21 protein-coding genes are annotated in these 22,130 nt (G+C 60.0%); 8 read left to right on the forward strand and 13 right to left on the reverse strand.

Going from position 1 to position 22,130, the window contains the following annotated elements; genetic code table 11:
* Position 1: 1 nt before the first annotated feature.
* From yidD to rpmH, 3 genes are read right to left on the reverse strand one after another with little or no spacing between them, the layout of a single operon-like run.
* Positions 2 to 247: a membrane protein insertion efficiency factor YidD gene (gene yidD, locus HU724_RS00990; RefSeq protein WP_027901580.1), complete on the reverse strand. Its 246-nt coding sequence runs from the start codon at positions 245 to 247 to the stop codon at positions 2 to 4.
* The gene (rnpA, locus tag HU724_RS00995; protein WP_024014946.1) at positions 240 to 641 is read right to left on the reverse strand and encodes a ribonuclease P protein component; all 402 of its coding nucleotides are present in this window, start codon (positions 639 to 641) and stop codon (positions 240 to 242) included. The genes yidD and rnpA overlap by 8 nt, the downstream gene beginning before the upstream one ends.
* Before the next feature lie 16 nt (positions 642 to 657).
* Complete coding sequence (rpmH, locus tag HU724_RS01000; RefSeq protein WP_003213577.1) at positions 658 to 792, reverse strand: 50S ribosomal protein L34; 135 nt, start codon at positions 790 to 792, stop codon at positions 658 to 660.
* Positions 793 to 1,358: 566 nt separating this feature from the next.
* Between rpmH and dnaA the strand changes: the two genes are divergently transcribed.
* From dnaA to gyrB, 4 genes are read left to right on the forward strand one after another with little or no spacing between them, the layout of a single operon-like run.
* Entirely contained in the window at positions 1,359 to 2,882 is a 1,524-nt protein-coding gene (gene dnaA, locus HU724_RS01005) for a chromosomal replication initiator protein DnaA (RefSeq protein ID WP_024014947.1), read from the forward strand.
* A 39-nt stretch (positions 2,883 to 2,921) separates the two neighbouring features.
* The gene (gene dnaN / locus HU724_RS01010) at positions 2,922 to 4,025 is read left to right on the forward strand and encodes a DNA polymerase III subunit beta (RefSeq protein WP_016772390.1); all 1,104 of its coding nucleotides are present in this window, start codon (positions 2,922 to 2,924) and stop codon (positions 4,023 to 4,025) included.
* Between the two features lie 14 nt (positions 4,026 to 4,039).
* Positions 4,040 to 5,143 (forward strand): DNA replication/repair protein RecF, encoded by a 1,104-nt coding sequence (gene recF / locus HU724_RS01015; protein ID WP_186568694.1) that lies wholly within the window; start codon positions 4,040 to 4,042, stop codon positions 5,141 to 5,143.
* 5 nt (positions 5,144 to 5,148) lie between these two features.
* Positions 5,149 to 7,566 (forward strand): DNA topoisomerase (ATP-hydrolyzing) subunit B, encoded by a 2,418-nt coding sequence (gyrB, locus tag HU724_RS01020; protein WP_024014948.1) that lies wholly within the window; start codon positions 5,149 to 5,151, stop codon positions 7,564 to 7,566.
* Between the two features lie 56 nt (positions 7,567 to 7,622).
* Here the strand turns inward: gyrB and HU724_RS01025 are convergent, their stop codons facing one another.
* Entirely contained in the window at positions 7,623 to 8,342 is a 720-nt protein-coding gene (locus tag HU724_RS01025; RefSeq protein WP_186568693.1) for a response regulator transcription factor, read from the reverse strand.
* A gap of 164 nt (positions 8,343 to 8,506) precedes the next feature.
* Between HU724_RS01025 and HU724_RS01030 the strand changes: the two genes are divergently transcribed.
* A complete protein-coding gene (locus HU724_RS01030) occupies positions 8,507 to 10,042 on the forward strand; it encodes a sensor histidine kinase (protein ID WP_186568691.1) in 1,536 nt (511 codons plus the stop codon).
* 170 nt (positions 10,043 to 10,212) lie between these two features.
* On the opposite strand, the gene HU724_RS01035 is transcribed toward HU724_RS01030, so the two are convergent.
* From HU724_RS01035 to glyQ, 4 genes are all read right to left on the reverse strand, one after another.
* Positions 10,213 to 10,992, reverse strand: a complete 780-nt coding sequence (locus HU724_RS01035) for a lysophospholipid acyltransferase family protein (RefSeq protein ID WP_186568689.1) — start codon at positions 10,990 to 10,992, stop codon at positions 10,213 to 10,215.
* A gap of 83 nt (positions 10,993 to 11,075) precedes the next feature.
* Entirely contained in the window at positions 11,076 to 11,615 is a 540-nt protein-coding gene (gene gmhB, locus HU724_RS01040; RefSeq protein WP_162999871.1) for a D-glycero-beta-D-manno-heptose 1,7-bisphosphate 7-phosphatase, read from the reverse strand.
* 4 nt (positions 11,616 to 11,619) lie between these two features.
* Positions 11,620 to 13,674, reverse strand: a complete 2,055-nt coding sequence (gene glyS / locus HU724_RS01045; RefSeq protein ID WP_024014953.1) for a glycine--tRNA ligase subunit beta — start codon at positions 13,672 to 13,674, stop codon at positions 11,620 to 11,622.
* On the reverse strand, positions 13,671 to 14,624 hold the full coding sequence (gene glyQ / locus HU724_RS01050; protein ID WP_003187265.1) for a glycine--tRNA ligase subunit alpha: 954 nt from the start codon (positions 14,622 to 14,624) through the stop codon (positions 13,671 to 13,673). Before glyQ ends, glyS begins: the two co-directional genes overlap by 4 nt.
* Before the next feature lie 81 nt (positions 14,625 to 14,705).
* Between glyQ and HU724_RS01055 the strand changes: the two genes are divergently transcribed.
* The gene (locus HU724_RS01055; protein ID WP_024014954.1) at positions 14,706 to 15,263 is read left to right on the forward strand and encodes a DNA-3-methyladenine glycosylase I; all 558 of its coding nucleotides are present in this window, start codon (positions 14,706 to 14,708) and stop codon (positions 15,261 to 15,263) included.
* Between the two features lie 41 nt (positions 15,264 to 15,304).
* Complete coding sequence (locus HU724_RS01060; protein ID WP_024014955.1) at positions 15,305 to 16,192, forward strand: lysophospholipid acyltransferase; 888 nt, start codon at positions 15,305 to 15,307, stop codon at positions 16,190 to 16,192.
* Positions 16,193 to 16,243: 51 nt separating this feature from the next.
* On the opposite strand, the gene HU724_RS01065 is transcribed toward HU724_RS01060, so the two are convergent.
* From HU724_RS01065 to def, 5 genes are all read right to left on the reverse strand, one after another.
* Positions 16,244 to 16,558, reverse strand: a complete 315-nt coding sequence (locus HU724_RS01065) for a tetratricopeptide repeat protein (RefSeq protein ID WP_041476513.1) — start codon at positions 16,556 to 16,558, stop codon at positions 16,244 to 16,246.
* 145 nt (positions 16,559 to 16,703) lie between these two features.
* On the reverse strand, positions 16,704 to 18,080 hold the full coding sequence (gene trkA, locus HU724_RS01070; protein WP_016772381.1) for a Trk system potassium transporter TrkA: 1,377 nt from the start codon (positions 18,078 to 18,080) through the stop codon (positions 16,704 to 16,706).
* A 21-nt stretch (positions 18,081 to 18,101) separates the two neighbouring features.
* Positions 18,102 to 19,412, reverse strand: coding sequence for a 16S rRNA (cytosine(967)-C(5))-methyltransferase RsmB (rsmB, locus tag HU724_RS01075; protein WP_186568687.1), 1,311 nt, complete (start codon positions 19,410 to 19,412; stop codon positions 18,102 to 18,104).
* A complete protein-coding gene (fmt, locus tag HU724_RS01080; protein WP_186568685.1) occupies positions 19,409 to 20,368 on the reverse strand; it encodes a methionyl-tRNA formyltransferase in 960 nt (319 codons plus the stop codon). Before fmt ends, rsmB begins: the two co-directional genes overlap by 4 nt.
* Before the next feature lie 57 nt (positions 20,369 to 20,425).
* The gene (gene def / locus HU724_RS01085; RefSeq protein ID WP_016772378.1) at positions 20,426 to 20,932 is read right to left on the reverse strand and encodes a peptide deformylase; all 507 of its coding nucleotides are present in this window, start codon (positions 20,930 to 20,932) and stop codon (positions 20,426 to 20,428) included.
* A gap of 159 nt (positions 20,933 to 21,091) precedes the next feature.
* On the opposite strand from def, the gene HU724_RS01090 reads away from it, so the two are divergent.
* Positions 21,092 to 22,117, forward strand: coding sequence for a LysM peptidoglycan-binding domain-containing protein (locus HU724_RS01090; RefSeq protein ID WP_071173929.1), 1,026 nt, complete (start codon positions 21,092 to 21,094; stop codon positions 22,115 to 22,117).
* Positions 22,118 to 22,130 lie beyond the last annotated feature (13 nt).

Raw genomic sequence — 22,130 nt, forward strand, 5'->3', positions numbered from 1 at the left:
ATTACTCGGCCATCGAAGAAGAACGGGAGGTAGGGACAGGTGGAACCGGGTCATAACCACCGGGATTCCACGGATGACAGCGACCTAAACGACGAAAGGTCAGCCAGCCACCGCGCAGAAGGCCATGATTTTCAATGGCTTCATACGCGTAGCAGGAACAACTGGGGTAGAAGCGACAGTGGCTGGCCATTAAAGGACTAATGGCATAGCGATAAAACTGGATCGGAACGAGTGCCAGTTTACGCATCGGTACTGTCTACCCCTACAGTTTCGGTTTTGACTGCCGGAACGGGCTTGTTGCGTGCCAGACGCTTCCAGAGTTTGCCGAAATGCTGAATCAATTCGGGGTTTTCTACATCACCCAAACCTTTGCGCGCGACGATAACGATGTCCCAGCCGACCAGTGAATCCTGGTGCAGACGGAACGATTCGCGCATCAGACGTTTGAGGCGATTGCGCTCAACGGAGAGCTTTACGCTCTTTTTCCCGATAACCAGCCCGAGACGGGGGTGATCAAGATCGTTGTTGCGTGCAAGGAGCAGGAGATTTTTCCCCGGAACCTTGCCGGTAGGGGAGTCAAAGACTGCCTTGAAATGCCGGGGGGTAAGCAGACGCTTTTCCCGACTGAAGTCCTGACTCACCTCCAGTACCGGATTATCAAACTGCCAGACGCGCACGACCTTTGGCGCGACGACGCGACAGGACTGCGCGGCCGTTCTTGGTAGCCATGCGAGCACGGAAACCGTGGGTACGAGCGCGTTTGATAGTGCTTGGTTGGAAAGTACGTTTCATGTCGTGTTACCTGGTTCGTCCACAACGGGCCGGAATGGCCCCCGTTTTAAGAGACCGGGGATTCTAGAGAAAGCAAGCCTTCAGGTCAATTTCCAACCAGCGTTTCCTTATAAATAGATCCGGGCAGGTTTTTAGCTTGAACGCCTGTCAGCCAGATATAGAAATAAAGAAGGGAATTATTTAAAGCTTTTCTGTAAAGCTTGTAAAAGCTAGGCACGCCATATTCTGTGGATAACTGCCATGAAGCCTTATTCCACGGGATGTACAGAGAATGACAACTACAGTGGAAAACCGTGTTCAGCCTGTGCTGCGCTATCGGATAAGCTGTGCGTGGAATGGCCTGTTATCCACAGGCTGGTTATCCACCGGGTTTAGCCCCCAGTTGTCCAGTGCCCTCAGAGGCGTTTATCCACAGGGCTTATTCACATGCCGTTGGTCGCCTTTTAATGCGTTAACGCGTTGATAAATGATGGTGACGAACCTACCTGCATGTGGATAAGTGAATCGCTCGCCGCTACAATGGCCGCTTGTTTTTGCCTCACCGGCTTTCAACTTAGGGGATATCCGTGTCAGTGGAACTTTGGCAGCAGTGCGTGGAGCTTTTGCGCGAAGAGCTGCCTGCCCAACAATTCAACACCTGGATCCGTCCACTACAGGTCGAAGCCGAAGGCGACGAGTTGCGCGTCTACGCACCGAATCGTTTCGTGTTGGACTGGGTCAACGAAAAGTACCTGGGCCGCGTCCTTGAACTGCTGGATGAGCACGGCAATGGCTCGACGCCGGCGCTGTCCTTGTTAATAGGCAGCAAACGCAGCTCGGCACCTCGTGCCGCACCCAATGCGCCACTGGCTGCCGCGCAGGTTGCTCAGGCGCAGGCCAATAATGTGCCAGCGAGCAATCCGGCACCGACGCCAGCCCCTGCTCCGGCCAAGCGTTCCACACAGAAGGCCGCTGAAGTCAGTGAAGAGCCTTCCCGCGACAGCTTCGACCCGATGGCCGGTGCCGCTTCGCAGCAGGCCCCGGTTCGCGCGGAGCAGCGCACCGTGCAGGTAGAAGGTGCGCTCAAGCACACCAGTTACCTGAATCGCACGTTCACCTTCGAAAACTTCGTTGAAGGTAAATCCAACCAGCTCGCCCGTGCGGCGGCCTGGCAGGTGGCGGACAATCCCAAGCACGGTTACAACCCGCTGTTCCTTTATGGTGGCGTCGGCTTGGGTAAAACCCACTTGATGCACGCGGTGGGCAACCATCTATTAAAGAAGAATCCGAATGCCAAGGTCGTGTACCTGCATTCCGAGCGTTTCGTGGCCGACATGGTCAAGGCGCTGCAACTGAACGCTATCAACGAATTCAAGCGTTTCTACCGTTCGGTGGACGCCTTGCTGATCGACGATATTCAGTTCTTCGCTCGCAAGGAGCGTTCTCAGGAAGAGTTTTTCCACACCTTCAACGCGTTGCTTGAAGGTGGTCAGCAGGTCATTCTCACCAGTGACCGCTACCCGAAAGAAATTGAAGGCCTTGAAGAACGCCTAAAATCCCGCTTCGGCTGGGGCCTGACCGTTGCGGTCGAGCCGCCTGAGCTGGAAACCCGCGTGGCGATTTTGATGAAGAAAGCCGATCAGGCCAAAGTCGAGCTGCCCCATGACGCCGCGTTCTTCATTGCCCAGCGCATTCGCTCCAACGTCCGTGAGCTGGAAGGTGCGCTGAAACGCGTAATCGCCCACTCGCACTTCATGGGCCGCGACATCACCATCGAGCTGATCCGCGAATCCCTGAAAGACTTGCTGGCGTTACAGGACAAACTTGTTTCTGTGGATAACATTCAGCGCACCGTCGCCGAGTATTACAAGATCAAGATTTCCGACCTGCTGTCCAAGCGCCGTTCGCGCTCGGTGGCTCGTCCGCGTCAGGTGGCCATGGCGTTGTCCAAGGAACTGACCAACCACAGCCTGCCGGAAATTGGCGATGTGTTTGGCGGCCGCGACCACACCACCGTGTTGCACGCCTGCCGCAAGATCAACGAACTTAAGGAATCCGACGCGGACATCCGCGAGGACTACAAGAACCTGCTGCGTACACTGACCACTTGATGAACACCAGCGCAGCTTATTAAGGCAAGGGACTAGACCATGCATTTCACCATTCAACGCGAAGCCCTGTTGAAACCCCTGCAACTGGTCGCAGGCGTCGTCGAGCGCCGACAGACCTTGCCGGTACTGTCCAACGTGCTGTTGGTCGTCGAAGGCCAGCAACTGTCGCTGACCGGTACCGACCTGGAAGTCGAACTGGTCGGTCGTGTGCAACTCGAAGAGCCGGCCGAAACGGGCTCCATCACCGTGCCGGCGCGCAAGCTGATGGATATCTGCAAAAGCCTGCCCAACGATGCGCTGATCGACATCAAGGTCGACGAGCAGAAGCTGGTGGTGAAGGCCGGTCGTAGCCGCTTCACCCTGTCGACCCTGCCGGCCAACGATTTCCCGACCGTCGAAGAAGGCCCGGGCTCGCTGACCTGCAGCCTGGAGCAGAGCAAACTGCGTCGCTTGATCGAACGCACCAGCTTCGCCATGGCCCAGCAGGACGTGCGTTACTACCTCAACGGCATGCTGCTGGAAGTTTCCGCTGGTGTGATCCGCGCTGTGGCCACCGACGGACACCGTCTGGCGATGTGCTCGATGCAGGCCGATATCGGTCAGCCGGATCGTCATCAGGTGATCGTGCCGCGCAAAGGTATCCTCGAACTGGCGCGTCTGCTCACTGAGCCGGATGGCAATGTCAGCATCGTCCTCGGCCAGCACCATATCCGCGCCACCACGGGCGAGTTCACTTTCACCTCGAAACTGGTCGACGGTAAATTCCCCGATTACGAGCGCGTCCTGCCGAAAGGTGGCGACAAACTGGTACTCGGCGATCGTCAGGCACTGCGTGAAGCGTTCAGCCGTACCGCGATTCTGTCCAACGAGAAGTACCGCGGTATCCGTCTGCAACTGGCCAGCGGTCAGTTGAAGATCCAGGCCAACAACCCGGAGCAGGAAGAAGCGGAAGAAGAAGTGGGCGTTGAGTACAACGGCGGCTCGCTGGAGATCGGTTTCAACGTCAGCTACCTGCTCGACGTGCTGGGTGTGATGACCACCGAGCAGGTTCGCCTGATCCTGTCCGACTCCAACAGCAGTGCGCTGGTGCAAGAGTCCGACAATGACGATTCGGCTTACGTTGTCATGCCGATGCGTCTGTAATCAGCTGATCCTGAATGTCGTTAAGTCGTGTTTCGGTCACCGCGGTGCGCAATCTGCACCCGGTGACCTTCTCCCCCTCCCCCCGCATCAACATTCTTTACGGCGCCAACGGCAGCGGCAAAACCAGTGTTCTGGAAGCCATTCATCTGCTGGGGCTTGCCCGTTCGTTCCGCAGCACGCGGCTGTTGCCGGTCATTCAGTACGAACAGCTCGCCTGTACTGTATTTGGTCAGGTTGAGCTGGCTGAAGGCGGGCACAGTGCGCTGGGGATTTCTCGCGACCGTCAGGGCGAGTTCCAGATTCGCATCGATGGCCAGAACGCCCGTAGTGCTGCGCAGCTGGCGGAGATCCTGCCACTGCAGTTGATCAACCCGGACAGCTTTCGTCTGCTGGAAGGCGCGCCGAAGATTCGCCGGCAGTTTCTCGACTGGGGCGTGTTCCACGTTGAGTCGCGTTTCATGGCCACCTGGCAGCGTTTGCAGAAGGCGCTGCGCCAGAGAAACTCCTGGCTGCGGCATGGTACACTTGACGCCGTTTCGCAAGCGGTTTGGGACAGGGAACTGTGCCAGGCCAGCGCTGAAATCGATGAATACCGCCGCGCTTACATCACAGCCTTGAAACCGGTCTTCGAACAGACCTTGAGCGAACTGGTTGAGCTCGAGGGTTTGACGCTCAGCTATTACCGAGGCTGGGACAAGGACCGCGAATTGAGCGCCGTACTCGCCGGTTCCGTGCAACGGGATCAGCAGATGGGGCACACCCAGGCCGGACCGCAACGAGCTGATTTGCGTCTCAGATTGGGCGCACACAATGCCGCGGACATCTTGTCCCGGGGTCAGCAGAAGTTGGTGGTCTGTGCGCTACGGATTGCCCAAGGGCACCTGGTCAGCCAGGCCCGCCGCGGACAGTGTATTTATCTGGTGGATGACTTGCCGTCCGAGCTGGACGAGAGCCACCGTCGCGCGCTGTGCCGCTTGCTGGAAGACTTACGCTGCCAGGTGTTCATCACCTGTGTAGATCACGAATTACTGAGGGAAGGCTGGCAGACGGAAACGCCAGTCGCTTTGTTCCACGTGGAACAGGGCCGTATCACCCAGACCCACGACCATCGGGAGTGAAGGCATTGAGCGAAGAAAATACGTACGACTCAACGAGCATTAAAGTGCTGAAAGGCCTGGATGCCGTACGCAAACGTCCCGGTATGTACATTGGTGACACCGACGATGGCAGCGGTCTGCACCACATGGTGTTCGAGGTGGTCGACAACTCGATCGACGAAGCCCTCGCCGGCCATTGCGACGACATCAGCATCATCATCCACCCGGACGAGTCCATCACCGTTAAAGACAACGGTCGTGGCATCCCGGTAGACGTGCATAAAGAGGAAGGCGTTTCTGCCGCTGAGGTCATCATGACCGTCCTCCACGCTGGCGGTAAGTTCGACGACAACTCCTACAAGGTTTCCGGCGGTCTGCACGGTGTAGGTGTTTCGGTAGTGAACGCACTGTCCGAAGAGCTGGTCCTGACCGTTCGTCGCAGTGGCAAGATCTGGGAACAGACCTACGTCCACGGCGTGCCTCAGGCACCGATGGCCATCGTTGGCGACAGCGAAACCACCGGTACCCAGATCCACTTCAAGGCGTCCAGCGAAACCTTCAAGAACATTCACTTCAGCTGGGACATCCTGGCCAAGCGCATTCGTGAACTGTCCTTCCTCAACTCCGGTGTCGGCATCGTCCTCAAGGACGAGCGCAGCGGCAAGGAAGAGCTGTTCAAGTACGAAGGTGGCCTGCGTGCGTTCGTTGAATACCTGAACACCAACAAGACTGCGGTCAACCAGGTATTCCACTTCAACATCCAGCGTGAAGACGGCATCGGCGTGGAAATCGCCCTGCAGTGGAACGACAGCTTCAACGAGAACCTGTTGTGCTTCACCAACAACATCCCGCAGCGCGACGGCGGCACCCACCTGGTGGGCTTCCGCTCGGCACTGACGCGTAACCTGAACAACTACATCGAGCAGGAAGGTCTGGCGAAGAAGCACAAAGTCGCCACCACCGGTGACGATGCCCGTGAAGGCCTGACCGCGATCATCTCGGTGAAAGTACCGGATCCGAAGTTCAGCTCGCAGACCAAAGACAAGCTGGTGTCTTCCGAAGTTAAGACCGCGGTGGAACAGGAGATGGGCAAGTATTTCTCCGACTTCCTCCTGGAAAACCCCAACGAAGCCAAGCTGGTGGTCGGCAAAATGATCGACGCCGCCCGTGCCCGTGAAGCGGCGCGCAAGGCTCGTGAGATGACCCGCCGCAAAGGTGCACTGGACATCGCCGGCCTGCCGGGCAAACTCGCGGACTGCCAGGAAAAAGACCCGGCGCTGTCCGAACTGTACCTGGTGGAGGGTGACTCCGCGGGCGGCTCTGCCAAGCAGGGACGTAACCGCAAGACCCAGGCGATCCTGCCGTTGAAGGGCAAGATCCTCAACGTCGAGAAAGCTCGTTTCGACAAAATGATCTCTTCACAGGAAGTGGGCACGCTGATCACTGCGCTGGGCTGTGGCATCGGTCGCGAAGAGTACAACATCGACAAGTTGCGCTATCACAACATCATCATCATGACCGATGCTGATGTCGACGGTTCGCACATCCGCACCCTGCTGCTGACCTTCTTTTTCCGTCAGCTGCCGGAGCTGATCGAGCGCGGCTACATCTACATTGCCCAGCCGCCGCTGTACAAGGTCAAGAAAGGCAAGCAAGAGCAATACATCAAAGACGACGACGCCATGGAAGAGTACATGACGCAGTCGGCCCTGGAAGATGCCAGCCTGCACCTGAACGAAGAAGCCCCGGGCATTTCCGGTGAAGCGCTGGAACGTCTGGTGAATGACTTCCGCATGGTCATGAAGACGCTCAAGCGTCTGTCGCGCCTGTACCCGCAGGAACTGACCGAGCACTTCATCTACCTGCCGGCCGTCAGCCTGGAAACCCTTGGCGACCACGCAGCGATGCAAGAGTGGCTGGCCCAGTACGAAGTCCGCCTGCGGACCAACGAGAAGTCTGGCCTGGTCTACAAGGCCAGTCTGCGCGAAGACCGTGAACGTGGCGTCTGGCTGCCAGAGGTCGAACTGATCTCCCACGGCCTGTCGAACTACGTCACCTTCAACCGCGACTTCTTCGGCAGTAACGACTACAAAACCGTGGTCACCCTGGGCGCGCAGCTGAGCACCCTGCTCGACGAAGGCGCGTACATCCAGCGTGGCGAGCGCAAGAAAGCCGTTACCGAGTTCAAGGAAGCCCTCGACTGGCTGATGGCCGAAAGCACCAAGCGCCACACCATCCAGCGCTATAAAGGTCTGGGCGAAATGAACCCGGATCAGCTGTGGGAAACCACCATGGACCCAAGCGTGCGGCGCATGCTGAAAGTCACCATCGAAGACGCCATCGGTGCAGACCAGATCTTCAACACCCTGATGGGTGATGCGGTCGAACCTCGCCGAGACTTCATCGAGAGCAACGCACTGGCGGTTTCCAACCTGGATTTCTGATCCTGATTGCTATCCGCTCATGAAAAACCCCGGCCAATGCCGGGGTTTTTTTTGCCTCACTCATTCCCAGTGCCGACACTTTCCAACCGATACCCATACCCATAAATCGTCAGCAGCTGCCAACCCCGATCCGCTGTCAGCCCGAGCTTGTTGCGCAATCGGTAGATGTGCGTATCCAGTGGCCGCGAGGAAGTCGTCTCTTCGTTCGGCCAGAAGCGCTCGTACAGGTAATCCCGCGACAATGGTCGACCCAGGTTGCTGAACAGGCAGCGCGCCAAGCGGTATTCGCGTTCGGTCATGAGGATCGGTTTGCCTTCACGGGTGACGGTCAGTTCGGCGTCGTCGAAAGTCAGATCGTGAAACGTCTGTATTTCGCCCGCCGCGCTGCGCGGTTGGCTATGCCGACGCAATACCGCTGCCACCCTCGCCTTCAACTCATTCGGGCGAAACGGCTTGCTGACATAATCGTCGGCCCCGGCATTCAAGGCTTGAACGATATCGCTCTCGCCGTCGCGGCTGGTGAGCATGATCGCTGCCGGTGGCGCGTCCATGTGTTCGCGGGTCCAGCGCAGCAGTGCCAGGCCCGTGAGATCAGGAAGTTGCCAATCGAGGATCAGCAGGTCAAAAGTCTCCCGACGCAACTGGCGCAACAAGTCTTCGCCGCGCTCGAAGCCGTGCAGTGACCACGGCTGTTCGCCAGCTTCGGCCATTTGCTCCAGGGTTTGCTCGACCCGGCGCAGTTCGGCAGGTTCGTCGTCCAGAATGGCAACGCGCATCGGCGGTGTTCCTTGTCGCTGGGGCTGGGATGTCGACAATAGCGACTCCGCGGCCGCGATGAAAGAAGCAGCCCGCCGGATGTCGACGTCCGCTATGATTCTTCGGGTCTACGCCTCAGACCCGAGACCTATGAAACCATTCCCACTGCCCTGCCCTGTGCCTCATGCATAACACTCAACGCCGACGTGAAAGTCGTGAGCCGAGCCAGGTCCAGCGTCTGTTCCGCCGGCTGGTGCGCGAGTGGTTGTGGATAAGTCTAGTGCTGTTGCCGCTGACTGCCTTGTTGTCTCATCGCGCCCAGATCAATCTGCATAATCCGTCGCCAGCGCCCGGCGCGCTGTTGTCCGTGGCGATGATCGCCGGTGTACTGGGATTATTGCTGTGGCGTCCGCGTTGGGCGCTGTGGGTCACCTTGATCGGCATGGCCTGTGCGCTGATCGCCAGCGCCCTCCTGGCCGAAGTCCGCTACTGGTGGTCGCCAACGCCAGCAGCGCTGGGGATGTTGTTCGGTTACCTGATCTGGAACTGGCGACGCCTGAGCGTGGTGCTGACCTATTTCGGCTGGGAGCTGGCACGTCTGGACAGCGAACCGAAAGTCTTCCCAGAACGCCGCCGGACCCGCTTCACCGGTGCCGACCGTTTGCAGGGCCAGATCATGGCGCTCGAACAAGCCATGAGCCGCACCCGCGACACCCGGCGGTTCATTGCCGATGGCCTGGAATACCTGCCGGTGGCGACGCTGATCAGTGATCCGCTGGGCAAGATTCTGCTGGGCAATCGCAAGGCGCGCGAACTGTTCGAAGATTCGCTGGTGGGCGATGACGTACTCGAGCAACTGGCGCGGCTCGGCTATCCGGAATTATCCACAGCGCCGCGACCGCCGCTGGCCACCCTGCCGCTGCTGGAATTTCGCGATCACAAGGAGCGCAGTCTGCGCCTGGAAAGAGCGGCGCTGCTGCCGGTCGACGGCGATACGCCGATCGGTTGGCTGCTCAGCCTGACGGATTTGAGTGCCGAGCGTGCGGCCGAGGAGCAGCGCGGCGTTCTGCTGCGTTTTCTGTCCCACGACCTGCGGGCGCCGCATTCGGCAATCCTCGCCCTGCTGGATGTGCATCGTCATCAAGCGGGCGCTGATGCGCCGTTGTTCGAGCAGATTGAGCGTCAGGTGCGTCGCGCGCTGGATCTGACCGATGGTTTCGTCTTGTTGGCGCGGGCTGAGTCCGAGACCTATCAGTTCCGCCCGACATTGTTCGCGATGCTGGTATTGGACGTCCTCGATCAGGCCCTGCCCATCGCCCAGCAGAAACGCATCGAGCTGCTCAACGAAGTTGATGAGGAATGTCAGGAGCGGCTGATTCTGGCCGATCAGGGATTGCTGACTCGCGCCCTGTTCAACCTGCTGGAAAACGCGATCAAGTACAGCCCGGCAGACAGCACGGTGCAACTGACGGTCAGCTGTGATGGGCAGTGGCTGCGCTGCGAATTGTCCGATCAGGGCAAGGGCATTGCCGCCGATGAATTGCCTGACCTGTTCAGCCAGTATCGGCGTTTCTCCTCCGCCCAGGGCATCGACGGTGTGGGCCTGGGTCTGTCGATGGTCAAAGCCGTGATTGATCATCATGGCGGCACAATCGAGTGTCGCAGCGTGGTCGACGCGGGAACCACATTCCGCATCGATTTGCCGCTGATTTCTGAATGAAAAAGAGGCACAAAAAAACCGGCTATAACGACCGGTTTTTTTACATCCGAATAAAACTTATGCACGGATTTCGTTCAACTTGTCGATTTAAAAATATCGATGAAAATCAATAAGTTACAAAACGATCACGGACTTTTGAAGCAAAAGCGTACACAGGTTATCCACAAAATTCAGACAGCCAGTTGATCACTCGCGGCCGGTGCCTGTGGCGCCGGTGGCAGCGAGCCCATATCGCGCTGGGTCTTCTCGTTCCACGCCTGCACACGGTCATTGAGATCAGCGATGGCGCGCGGCCCGCTGCCTTCGGCATACATCGGTTCGCCAATGACCACGGTGATCACTCCGGCCTTTTTGCCCCAGCCGATTTTTGGCCAGAATTTGCCGGCATTGTGTGCAATCGGCAGCACCGGAAGCGCCGCATTCACCGCCAATGCGCTGCCACTGCGGGAGAATTTTCCGACAGTGCCGTAGGGGACTCGTGTGCCTTCGGGGAAGATCAGCACCCAGACGTTGTCCTTGAGCAGCTCGTCGCCTTTGGCCGCGACTTGTTTGAGCGCGGCCTTCGGGTTGTCGCGGTCGATGGCGATCGGGCGCAGCATGGCCATGGCCCAGCCGAAGAACGGCACGTAAAGCAATTCGCGCTTGAGCACTTGGCTCAATGGCGAGAAATAAGCGGAGAGAAAAAACGTCTCCCATGTGCTCTGGTGGTTCGATTGAATCACGCAGGGCCGGTCCGGCACGTTTTCCGCGCCTTTGATTTCGTAGCGGATACCGAGGAAAACCTTGGTCAGCCACAGGGCGCAACGGCACCAGTACACGTTGATGAAACGATAGCGCGCCTTGAAGGACAGAAACGGCGCGATGAAAAAGCTCAGGCTGCACCACAGCAACGCTGTTGTGCCCAGCAGCAGATAGAAAAGAAAGATTCTGAAGGCCCGCAGTATCGACATGGCGACGGTTACCGTTACGGGGCAATGCCCGACTGTTCAAGCGCACTCCCGAGCAATCCCTGGCCAGGAATTTCAGAAGTACTCTAGTTGTGGATAAGTTCTGCGGCTATCGCCGCCAGATCGTCAAAAATCAGAGTGCCAACCGGCAGGGTTTTGCCCTGAGTCTTTTCGCCTTTCCCGGTCTTCACCAAAACTGGCTGTGAATCGACGGCTTTGGCGGCCTCCAGGTCACCAAGGCTGTCGCCGACGAACCAGACGTTGGTCAACGGCACCGTGTAATGCTCGGCAATGGCTTTCAGCATTCCCGGTTTCGGTTTGCGGCAATCGCAACCTTCGTCCGGGCCGTGCGGGCAATACACGATCAGACCGACTTCGCCGCCCTGCTCCGCGACCAGCTCGCGCAGGCGCGCGTGCATGGCCTCGAGGGTGGCGAGGTCGTAGTAGCCGCGAGCAATGCCCGACTGGTTGGTGGCCACCGCCACCGTCCAGCCGGCCTTGCTCAACTGCGCAATCGCTTCGATCGAGCCGGGCAACGGAATCCACTCCTCCACCGACTTGATGTAGGCATCGGAGTCGTAATTGATCACGCCGTCACGATCGAGAATCAGCAGTTTCAACAGCAATCCCTCAACCCAGCAGCGAAATGTCGGCAACACCGAGGAACAGACCACGCAGACGCGCCAGCAGCGCGTAACGGTTGGCCCGCACATTGGCGTCGTCGGCATTGACCATCACCGCGTCGAAGAACGCATCGACCGGCTCGCGCAGTGCCGCCAGGCGTGCCAGCGATTCGTTGTACTGACGCGCCGCGGCCATTGGCTGAACCGCTTGATCCGCTTGCTGGATTGCCGAATACAGCGAGAACTCGTTGGCGTTGTCGAAATACTTGGCCTCGACCACGGTCGGTACCGAGCCTTCGACTTTGCTCAAAAGGTTCGATACGCGCTTGTTCACCGCCGCCAGCGCTGCCGCTTCCGGCAGTTTGCGGAAGGCCTGCACCGCCTGCACACGCTGGTCGAAGTCCAGCGCCGAGCCTGGCTTGAGCGCACGTACCGACAGGTAAGTGGCGACGTCGACGCCTTCATCTTCATAACGCGCACGCAGACGGTCGAAGATGAATTCCAGCACGGCTTCGTTGAGGCCGGCCGCCTTGACCTTGCCGCCGAACGCATTCACCGCGAAAGCCACGGCGTCGTTCAGGTCCAGATCCAGTTGTTTCTCGATCAGGATCCGCAGCACGCCCAGTGCCGCACGGCGCAGGGCATAAGGGTCTTTGCTGCCGGTTGGCAGCATGCCGATACCGAAGATGCCGACCAGAGTGTCGAGCTTGTCGGCGATGGCGACAGCTGCACCGGTCAGGGTCGCTGGCAATTCGGCGCCGGCACCGCGTGGCATGTACTGCTCGTTCAGTGCCAGCGCGACATCCTGTGGCTCGCCGTCATTGAGGGCGTAGTAGTAACCGGCGACACCTTGCATCTCCGGGAACTCGCCGACCATTTCGGTGGCCAGGTCGCACTTCGACAGCAGGCCCGCACGGGCAGCCCACGAGGCGTTGCCGCCGATGCGTGCGGCGATGTACGCGGCCAGTTTCGATACGCGCTCGGCCTTGTCGTAGACGCTGCCGAGTTTTTCCTGGAACACCACGTTCTGCAGGCGCAGGTTGAAGTCTTCGAGCTTCTGCTTCTTGTCCTGCTTGAAGAAGAACTCGGCGTCGGTCAGGCGTGGGCGAACCACTTTCTCGTTACCGGCGATGATCTGCTGCGGGTCTTTGCTTTCGATGTTGGCCACGGTAATGAAACGTGGCAGCAACTTGCCGTCGGCATCCAGCAGGCAGAAGTACTTCTGGTTGTCCTGCATGGTGGTGATCAGCGCTTCCTGCGGCACGTCGAGGAAGCGTTCCTCGAACGAGCACACCAGCGGCACCGGCCATTCGACCAGCGCGGTCACTTCGTCGAGCAGCGCCGGCGGTACGATCGCCGTGCCTTCCTGACGGGTGGCCAACTCTTCGGTGCGCTTGCTGATGATCTCGCGACGCTCGTTGGCATCGGCCAATACGTAAGCGGCACGCAGGTCGGCGAGGTAGCTCGACGGCGAACCGATGCGTACGGCTTGCGGATGGTGGAAACGGTGACCACGGGATTCACGGCCAGCCTTCTGCGCGAGGATCGTGCAGTCGATGACCTGATCACCGAGCAGCATCACCAGCCACTGGGTCGGACGCACGAATTCTTCCTTGCGCGCACCCCAACGCATGCGTTTCGGAATCGGCAGGTCGTTCAGCGAATCTTCGACGATGGTCGGCAGCAGGCTCGCAGTCGGCTTGCCGGCGATGTTCTGGCTGTAGCGCAGTTTCGGACCGCTCTGGTCGATTTCGCTCAGCTCGACGCCGCACTTCTTGGCGAAACCGAGCGCGGCCTGAGTCGGATTGCCGTCAGCGTCGAACGCGGCCTGACGTGGCGGGCCATCGAGGTTGATGCTGCGATCCGGCTGCTGAGTAGCCAGCGCAGTGATCAGCACGGCCAGACGACGTGGCGCGGCATACACGGTTTTGCTTTCGTAGCTCAGGCCGGCGGCTTGCAGGCCCTTGTCGATACCGGCGAGGAACGCATCAGCCAAAGTGTTCAGGGCTTTGGGTGGCAGTTCTTCGGTGCCCAGTTCAACCAGAAAATCTTGCGCACTCATTGTGCAGCCTCCAGCTTGGCCAGTACTTCATCACGCAGGTCCGGGGTCGCCATCGGGAAGCCCAGCTTGGCGCGGGCCAGCAGGTAGGCTTGCGCAACGGAACGCGCCAGGGTGCGTACGCGCAGAATGTATTGCTGACGCGCAGTCACCGAGATCGCCCGGCGCGCATCCAGCAGGTTGAAGGTGTGCGACGCCTTCAGCACCATTTCGTAGCTCGGCAACGGCAGCGGCTGGTCGAGTTCGATCAGGCGCTTGGCTTCGCTTTCATAGAAGTCGAACAACTCGAACAGTTTGTCGACGTTGGCGTGTTCGAAGTTGTAGGTGGACTGCTCCACTTCGTTCTGGTGGAACACATCGCCATAGGTGACTTTGCCGAACGGACCGTCAGCCCAGACCAGGTCGTAGACCGAATCGACGCCTTGCAGGTACATCGCCAGACGCTCGAGACCGTAGGTGATCTCGCCGGTCACCGGGTAGCACTCGATGCCGCCCGCTTGCTGGAAGTAGGTGAACTGGGTGACTTCCATGCCATTGAGCCAGACTTCCCAGCCCAGACCCCAGGCGCCGAGGGTCGGCGATTCCCAGTTGTCTTCGACGAAGCGGATGTCGTGCACCAGCGGGTCGAGGCCGACATGCTTGAGCGAGCCCAGGTACAGTTCCTGGAAGTTGTCCGGGTTCGGCTTCAGGACTACCTGGAACTGGTAGTAGTGCTGCAGACGGTTCGGGTTTTCGCCGTAACGGCCGTCAGTCGGACGGCGGCTTGGCTGCACGTACGCGGCGTTCCAGGTTTCCGGGCCGATGGCGCGCAGGAAGGTCGCGGTGTGGAAAGTGCCGGCGCCTACTTCCATATCGTAGGGCTGAAGTACCACACAACCTTGCTCGGCCCAGTATTGCTGGAGCGCGAGGATCAAGTCTTGGAAGGTACGCACGGCTGGCGTAGGCTGGCTCACGAAATTCACCTGTTTCTTGGGCTGCGATTTAAAGAGCGGGAGTATACCCGATTCGTTGCTGCGCACGCCCCCTGGAGCCTTATGCCACGCTGCTTTTGGTGTACCGAAGATCCGTTGTACATGGCTTATCACGATCAGGAGTGGGGCACGCCGCTGCGCGATGCGCAGGGTTTGTTCGAGTTGCTTTTGCTCGAAGGGTTCCAGGCCGGGCTGTCGTGGATCACTGTGTTGCGCAAACGTGAGCGCTATCGCGAGGTGCTGTTCGGCTTTGACGTGCAGCGCGTGGCGCAGATGAGTGACGCCGAAATCGACGAGCTCATGCTCGACCCGGGCATCATCCGCAATCGCCTGAAACTCAACGCCGCCCGGCGCAATGCCCAGGCGTGGCTGGCGCTGGAGGATCCGGTGGCGTTGCTCTGGTCATTCGTGGGCGACCAACCGATCATCAATCATTTCAAGGATCGCAGCGAAGTCCCGGCGATCACCCCCGAAGCGCTGGCAATGAGCAAAGCGCTGAAAAAAGCCGGATTCACCTTCGTCGGTCCGACCATTTGCTACGCGCTGATGCAGGCCTCGGGCATGGTCATGGACCACACCCAGGATTGCGACCGCTACGCGCAGCTCGCCAACGCCGGTTAGAATGCCCGCCTCGCGCACAGCACAAAGATCAGGAGTGACCTGTGGAAAAGTTTAAAGGCGCCTTGCTGGTAGGCGCTCTGCGGCTGTTTGCCCTGCTGCCATGGCGAGCCGTGCAGGCCGTGGGTTCGGCGATCGGCTGGATCATGTGGAAAACCCCCAACCGTTCCCGCGACGTGGTGCGGATCAACCTCGCCAAATGTTTTCCACAGATGGATGCGGCCGAACGCGAGCGTCTGGTCGGTCAGAGTCTGAAGGACATCGGCAAGTCACTGACCGAAAGCGCCTGCGCGTGGATCTGGCCGGCGCAGCGCTCGATCGATCTGGTCCGTGAAGTCGAAGGCCTCGATGTGTTGAAAGACGCGCTGGCCTCGGGCAAAGGCGTGGTCGGCATCACCAGCCACCTCGGCAACTGGGAAGTGCTCAACCACTTCTATTGCAGCCAGTGCAAACCGATCATTTTCTACCGTCCGCCGAAGCTCAAGGCAGTGGATGAATTGCTGCGCAAACAGCGTGTGCAGCTGGGCAACAAGGTCGCGGCGTCGACCAAGGAAGGCATTCTCAGCGTCATCAAGGAAGTGCGTAAGGGCGGTGCCGTGGGCATCCCCGCCGACCCGGAACCGGCCGAATCCGCAGGGATTTTCGTGCCGTTCTTTGCCACTCAGGCACTGACCAGCAAATTCGTGCCGAACATGCTGGCCGGCGGCAAAGCGGTGGGTGTATTCCTGCACGCCCTGCGCCTGCCTGACGGCTCGGGCTACAAAGTCATTCTCGAAGCCGCGCCAGAAGCCATGTACAGCACCGATACCGCGGAGTCCTGCGCAGCCATGAGCAAAGTGGTCGAGCGTTACGTCGCGGCGTATCCGAGCCAGTACATGTGGAGCATGAAGCGCTTCAAGAAGCGTCCGCCGGGCGAGGCGCGCTGGTACTGAGCGGCTTCGATCTGATGACGGTCATTGGAGACGCCTTGTGCTGTCTATAGCTCAAGGCGCCTGCCGCTCGAGCTTCTTCAGGAACACCGTCATCTCCTTTTCCGCCTGTTTGTCACCGTGGGCGCGGGCCGCTTCCAGGCCTTGTTCCCAGGCCTGGCGCGCAGCGGCGTGATCGCCTAGCGCCAGCTGCGCCTTGCCCAGCAGCTTCCACGCCGCCGAGTATTTCGGATCGAATGCGACGCAGCGCTGAAAATGCTCGGCAGCCTTGGCGTTTTCACCCAAGTCCAGATAACCCTTGCCCAGACCGAAGCGCAACAGAGCGTTATCCACACCCTTGGCGAGCATTTTTTCCAGGGATTCGAGCATTTTATTCAGCCTCGTTTGAGTGATCGTTCCCACGCTCCGCGTGGGAATGCCTCAATGGACGCTCTGCGTCCGCTTATGGGACGCAGAGCGTCCCGGGCTGCATTCCCACGCAGAGCGTGGGAACGATCAAAACGTTGTTATCAGGTCAGAAAAAGCTCAACCCCACATGAAACAGCTTCTCCACATCGCGAATATGCTTTTTATCCACAAGGAACAGAATCACGTGGTCGCCCGCTTCGATCACCGTGTCGTCGTGGGCGATGATCACTTTCTCATTGCGGATCACCGCGCCGATGGTGGTGCCGGGCGGCAGGCCGATCTTCTCGATCGGCTTGCCGATGACCTTGCTGGATTTCGCATCACCGTGGGCAATCGCCTCGATCGCTTCCGCCGCGCCGCGCCGCAGTGAGTGCACGCTGACGATATCGCCGCGGCGCACATGGGCGAGCAAGGTGCCGATGGTCGCCAGTTGCGGGCTGATGGCGATATCGATGTCGCCGCCCTGGATCAGGTCGACGTAGGCCGGGTTGTTGATGATCGTCATGACCTTCTTCGCCCCCAGCCGTTTGGCCAGCAGCGACGACATGATGTTGGCTTCGTCATCGTTGGTCAGGGCGAGGAAGATATCGGCGTCGGCGATGTTCTCTTCCAGCAGCAGATCGCGGTCCGAGGCACTGCCTTGCAACACTACGGTGCTGTCGAGGGTGTCAGAGAGGTAGCGGCAACGCGCCGGGCTCATCTCGATGATCTTCACCTGATAACGGCTTTCGATGGCCTCGGCCAGGCGCTCGCCGATCTGCCCGCCACCGGCGATGACGATGCGTTTGTAGGTTTCGTCGAGGCGGCGCATTTCGCTCATCACCGCGCGAATGTCCTCACGGGCGGCGATGAAAAACACCTCGTCATCGGCTTCGATCACTGTGTCGCCCTGGGGCAGGATCGGCCGGTCACGGCGGAAGATCGCCGCCACGCGGGTTTCGACGTTCGGCATGTGCTCGCGCAACTGCCGCAGTTGCTGGCCGACCAGCGGCCCGCCGTAGTAGGCGCGCACCGCTACCAGTTGCGCCGCGCCTTCGGCGAAGTCGATCACCTGCAACGCGCCGGGGTGCTGGATCAGGCGCTTGATGTAATTGGTCACGACCTGCTCGGGGCTGATCAGCACGTCGACCGGAATCGCTTCGTTCTGGAACAGCTGTTCCTCGCGATTGAGGTACGACGCTTCGCGCACGCGAGCGATCTTGGTCGGCGTGTGGAACAGCGTGTGGGCGACCTGGCAGGCGACCATGTTGGTTTCGTCGCTGTTGGTCACCGCGACCAGCATGTCGGCGTCGTCGGCACCGGCCTGGCGCAGCACCGACGGCAGCGAGCCCCGGCCCTGCACGGTGCGGATGTCGAGGCGGTCGCCGAGGTCGCGCAGGCGCTCGCCATCGGTGTCGACCACAGTGATGTCGTTGGCCTCGCTGGCCAGATGTTCGGCCAGCGAACCGCCGACCTGTCCCGCACCGAGGATGATGATTTTCATCCAGTCACTCCATGAATCCGTTTAGCCGCGCGCAGCGGCGATCTTGATCAGCTTGGCGTAGTAGAACCCGTCATGCCCACCCTGCTGGGCCAGCAACTGGCGACCATGGGGCTGCTTGATGCCGGCCGCGGTGGCCAGATCCAGTTCCCGCGCGCCGGGCGTGCGTTCGAGAAACGCAGCGATGACTTCGGTGTTTTCGGTCGGCAGCGTCGAGCACGTGGCGTAGAGCAGGATGCCGCCGACTTCGAGGGTTTTCCACATGGCGTCGAGCAGTTCGCCTTGCAGTTGCGCGAGGGCGACGATGTCGTCGGGCTGGCGGGTCAGCTTGATGTCCGGATGGCGACGAATTACCCCGGTGGCCGAGCATGGCGCGTCGAGGAGGATGCGCTGGAACGGTTTACCGTCCCACCATTTGTCGATATCGCGACCGTCGGCGGCGATCAGTTCAGCGTCGAGGCCGAGGCGCTCGAGGTTTTCCTTTACGCGCAGCAGACGCTTGGCTTCCAGATCCACCGCCACCACCCCGGCCAGCGCCGGTTCGGCTTCGAGGATGTGGCAGGTCTTGCCGCCAGGGGCGCAGCAGGCGTCGAGCACCCGCTGCCCCGGCGCCAGATCAAGCAGGTCGGCAGCCAGTTGCGCGGCTTCGTCCTGCACGCTGATCCAGCCTTCGGCGAAACCCGGCAGGCTGCGCACGTCGGCAGCGGCTTCGAGGACGATGCCGTCGCGGCTGTAAACGCACGGCGTCGCGGCGATCCCGGCTTCGCCCAGCAGCGCGAGATAAGCATCGCGACTGTGATGGCGACGGTTGACCCGCAGGATCATTGGCGGATGCGCGTTATTCGCTGCGCAGATGGCTTCCCACTGTTGCGGCCAGAAGGCCTTCAGGGATTTTTGCAGCCAGCGCGGATGAGCCGTGCGCACCACCGGGTCGCGCTCCAGTTCGGCGAAGATCGTCTCGCTTTCGCGCTGGGCATTGCGCAGCACGGCGTTGAGCAGACCTTTGGCCCAGGGCTTTTTCAGCTTGTCGGCACAACCGACGGTTTCGCCGATCGCGGCATGGGCCGGTACGCGGGTGTAGAGCAGTTGATACAGACCAACCAGCAGCAACGCCTCGACATCAGCGTCGGCGGCTTTGAAAGGTTTCTGCAGGAGTTTTTCCGCCAGTGCAGACAGGCGTGGCTGCCAGCGTGCGGTGCCGAAGGCCAGATCCTGAGTGAAACCGCGATCGCGATCCTCGACCTTGTCCAGTTGCGTCGGCAGGGAGCTGTTCAGCGAAGCCTTGCCGCTGAGGACGGCGGCGAGGGCCTTGGCGGCGGCCAGACGCGGGTTCATTGCGCCTCCACCGCAGCGCCGAGCACGCTGCCGACGGCGAATTTCTCGCGGCGGCTGTTGAACAGGTCGCTGAAGTTCAGCGCCTTGCCGCCGGGCAATTGCAGGCGGGTCAGGCACAGCGCTTGTGCACCGCAGGCGACAATCAGGCCGTCCTTGCTGGCGCTGAGGATTTCACCCGGAGCGCCAGTGCCGTCGGCCACGGTCGCGGCCAGCACTTTCAACGCTTCGCCATTGAGCGTGCTGTGGGTGATGGGCCATGGGTTGAACGCGCGGACCAGACGTTCCAGCTCCACCGCCGGACGGCTCCAGTCGATGCGTGCTTCGTCTTTGTTGAGTTTGTGTGCGTAAGTAGCGAGTTCGTCATTCTGCACCTCCCATTGCAGGGTGCCGGCAGCCAGACCGGCAATCGCCTGCACCACTGCGGGCGGCCCCATCTCGGCGAGGCGATCATGCAGGGTGCCGCCAGTGTCATCGGCGCTGATCGGGGTGACGACCTTGAGCAGCATCGGCCCGGTGTCGAGGCCGGCTTCCATGCGCATCACCGTTACACCGCTTTCGGCGTCGCCGTGTTCAACCGCGCGCTGGATCGGCGCCGCACCGCGCCAGCGTGGCAGCAACGACGCGTGGCTGTTGATGCAACCCAGACGCGGAATATCCAGCACCGCTTGCGGGAGGATCAAACCGTAGGCGACCACCACCATCAAGTCCGGCTTCAGCGCGGCCAGTTCCGCCTGGGCGTCGGCATTGCGCAAGGTCGGCGGCTGCAACACCTGGATATTATTTTCCAGGGCGAGTTGTTTGACCGGGCTTGGCATGAGTTTTTGCCCTCGGCCGGCCGGGCGATCCGGCTGGGTGTAGACCGCGACGATCTCGTATGGGCTGCTCAGCAGGGCCTTGAGGTGTTCGGCGGCGAATTCCGGGGTACCGGCAAAAACAATGCGCAGTGGCTCAGTCATGAAGGACGTCTCATAAAAAGAAAAAGGCTTGCCGCAGCAAGCCTTTGAAGAGGGGCATCAAGCGTTCTGGCGGTGCAGCTTTTCCAGCTTCTTCTTGATCCGGTCGCGTTTGAGCGTGGACAGGTAATCGACGAACAATTTGCCGTTGAGGTGGTCGCATTCGTGCTGGATGCACACCGCGAGCAGACCTTCGGCAATCAGCTCATAGGGCTTGCCGTCGCGGTCCAGCGCCTTGATTTTGACCTTCTGCGGGCGGTCGACGTTTTCGTAGAAGCCCGGTACCGAGAGGCAGCCTTCCTGGTACTGATCCATCTCGTCGGTCAGCGGTTCGAACTCGGGGTTGATGAACACCCGTGGCTCGGTACGGTCTTCGGACAGGTCCATCACGACGATACGTTTGTGCACGTTGACCTGGGTCGCGGCGAGGCCGATGCCCGGCGCTTCATACATTGTTTCAAACATGTCGTCGACCAACTGACGCACTTCGTCGTCCACTACAGCCACTGGTTTGGCGATAGTGCGCAGACGCGGGTCCGGAAATTCGAGGATGTTTAAAATGGCCATAGGCTTCGATTGCTGCACACGTTGAGTAAAGTCGGGTCGATGGCCTGGCGGGTCCGAAGATGCAGGCTACCGTTGTGAAGCGTAGCTTCTGAAATACAGAAGTGAGCCACGGGGGCTCTGACGATTCACGCGAGTGCACATGATAAAGGGATTCACTGCATGAGGAAAACACTACTCGCCCTGCTGCTTCTGGCTTCGGCCGGCGCCGCGCAAGGGCAAGTGCAACTCAGGGATGGTTTTCCACAGCAATACACGGTGGTTTCCGGGGACACGCTCTGGGATATCTCCGGCAAATACCTGCGCGAGCCCTGGCAGTGGCCACAACTGTGGCGGGCCAATCCGCAGATCGAAAACCCCAACCTGATCTATCCCGGCGACACACTGACCCTCAGCTACGTCAACGGCCAGCCGCAACTGACCGTCCATCGTGGCGAGTCGCGCGGCACCATCAAACTCTCGCCACGGATTCGCACCAGCCCGGTGGCCGAGGCAATTCCGAGCATTCCGCTGAAATCGATCAACAGCTTTCTGCTGAGCAACCGTATCGTCGACAAGGCCGAAGACTTCGACAAGGCGCCGTACATCGTCGCCGGCGATGCCGAACGGGTGCTCAGCGGTACAGGCGATCGCATCTTCGCCCGTGGCCATTTCGATCCGGAGCAGCCGGTGTACGGCATCTTCCGCCAGGGCAAGGTCTACACCGACCCGCAGACCAAGGAATTCCTCGGCATCAACGCCGACGATATCGGCGGCGGCGAGGTTGTTGCCACCGAAGGCGACGTCGCCACCCTCGCCCTGCAACGCACCACCCAGGAAGTACGCCTCGGTGACCGCTTGTTCGGCGGTGAAGAACGTTCGATCAATTCGACTTTCATGCCCAGCGCGCCGAAGCGTTCCATCGACGGGCTGATCATCGACGTGCCACGTGGCGTCACGCAGATCGGTGTGATGGACGTGGTTACCCTGAATAAAGGCAAACGTGACGGTCTGGCCGAAGGCAATGTTCTGGCGGTGATGAAAACCGGCGAAACGGTGCGTGATCGGATCACCGGCCAGCCGCTGAAAATTCCCGATGAACGCGCCGGCCTGCTGATGGTGTTCCGCACCTACGACAAACTCAGTTACGGCCTGGTCCTCAATGCTTCACGCTCGCTGGCGGTGCTCGACAAGGTGCGAAATCCGTAAGCGTGCTTAACAA

This window comes from Pseudomonas iranensis (assembly GCF_014268585.2).
GTDB classification, from domain to species: Bacteria; Pseudomonadota; Gammaproteobacteria; order Pseudomonadales; family Pseudomonadaceae; genus Aquipseudomonas; species Aquipseudomonas iranensis.

Coding starts and splice junctions, on each gene's coding strand:
- HU724_RS01030 (WP_186568691.1), top strand. CDS start 8,507: ATGCATAACACTCAACGCCGACGTGAAAGTCGTGAGCCGAGCCAGGTC.
- trkA (WP_016772381.1), bottom strand. CDS start 18,080: ATGAAAATCATCATCCTCGGTGCGGGACAGGTCGGCGGTTCGCTGGCC.
- HU724_RS01035 (WP_186568689.1), bottom strand. CDS start 10,992: ATGTCGATACTGCGGGCCTTCAGAATCTTTCTTTTCTATCTGCTGCTG.
- HU724_RS01025 (WP_186568693.1), bottom strand. CDS start 8,342: ATGCGCGTTGCCATTCTGGACGACGAACCTGCCGAACTGCGCCGGGTC.
- fmt (WP_186568685.1), bottom strand. CDS start 20,368: ATGACTGAGCCACTGCGCATTGTTTTTGCCGGTACCCCGGAATTCGCC.
- rsmB (WP_186568687.1), bottom strand. CDS start 19,412: ATGAACCCGCGTCTGGCCGCCGCCAAGGCCCTCGCCGCCGTCCTCAGC.
- recF (WP_186568694.1), top strand. CDS start 4,040: ATGTCGTTAAGTCGTGTTTCGGTCACCGCGGTGCGCAATCTGCACCCG.
- dnaN (WP_016772390.1), top strand. CDS start 2,922: ATGCATTTCACCATTCAACGCGAAGCCCTGTTGAAACCCCTGCAACTG.
- HU724_RS01090 (WP_071173929.1), top strand. CDS start 21,092: ATGAGGAAAACACTACTCGCCCTGCTGCTTCTGGCTTCGGCCGGCGCC.
- rpmH (WP_003213577.1), bottom strand. CDS start 792: ATGAAACGTACTTTCCAACCAAGCACTATCAAACGCGCTCGTACCCAC.
- HU724_RS01065 (WP_041476513.1), bottom strand. CDS start 16,558: ATGCTCGAATCCCTGGAAAAAATGCTCGCCAAGGGTGTGGATAACGCT.
- HU724_RS01055 (WP_024014954.1), top strand. CDS start 14,706: ATGCCACGCTGCTTTTGGTGTACCGAAGATCCGTTGTACATGGCTTAT.
- def (WP_016772378.1), bottom strand. CDS start 20,932: ATGGCCATTTTAAACATCCTCGAATTTCCGGACCCGCGTCTGCGCACT.
- glyS (WP_024014953.1), bottom strand. CDS start 13,674: ATGAGTGCGCAAGATTTTCTGGTTGAACTGGGCACCGAAGAACTGCCA.
- yidD (WP_027901580.1), bottom strand. CDS start 247: ATGCGTAAACTGGCACTCGTTCCGATCCAGTTTTATCGCTATGCCATT.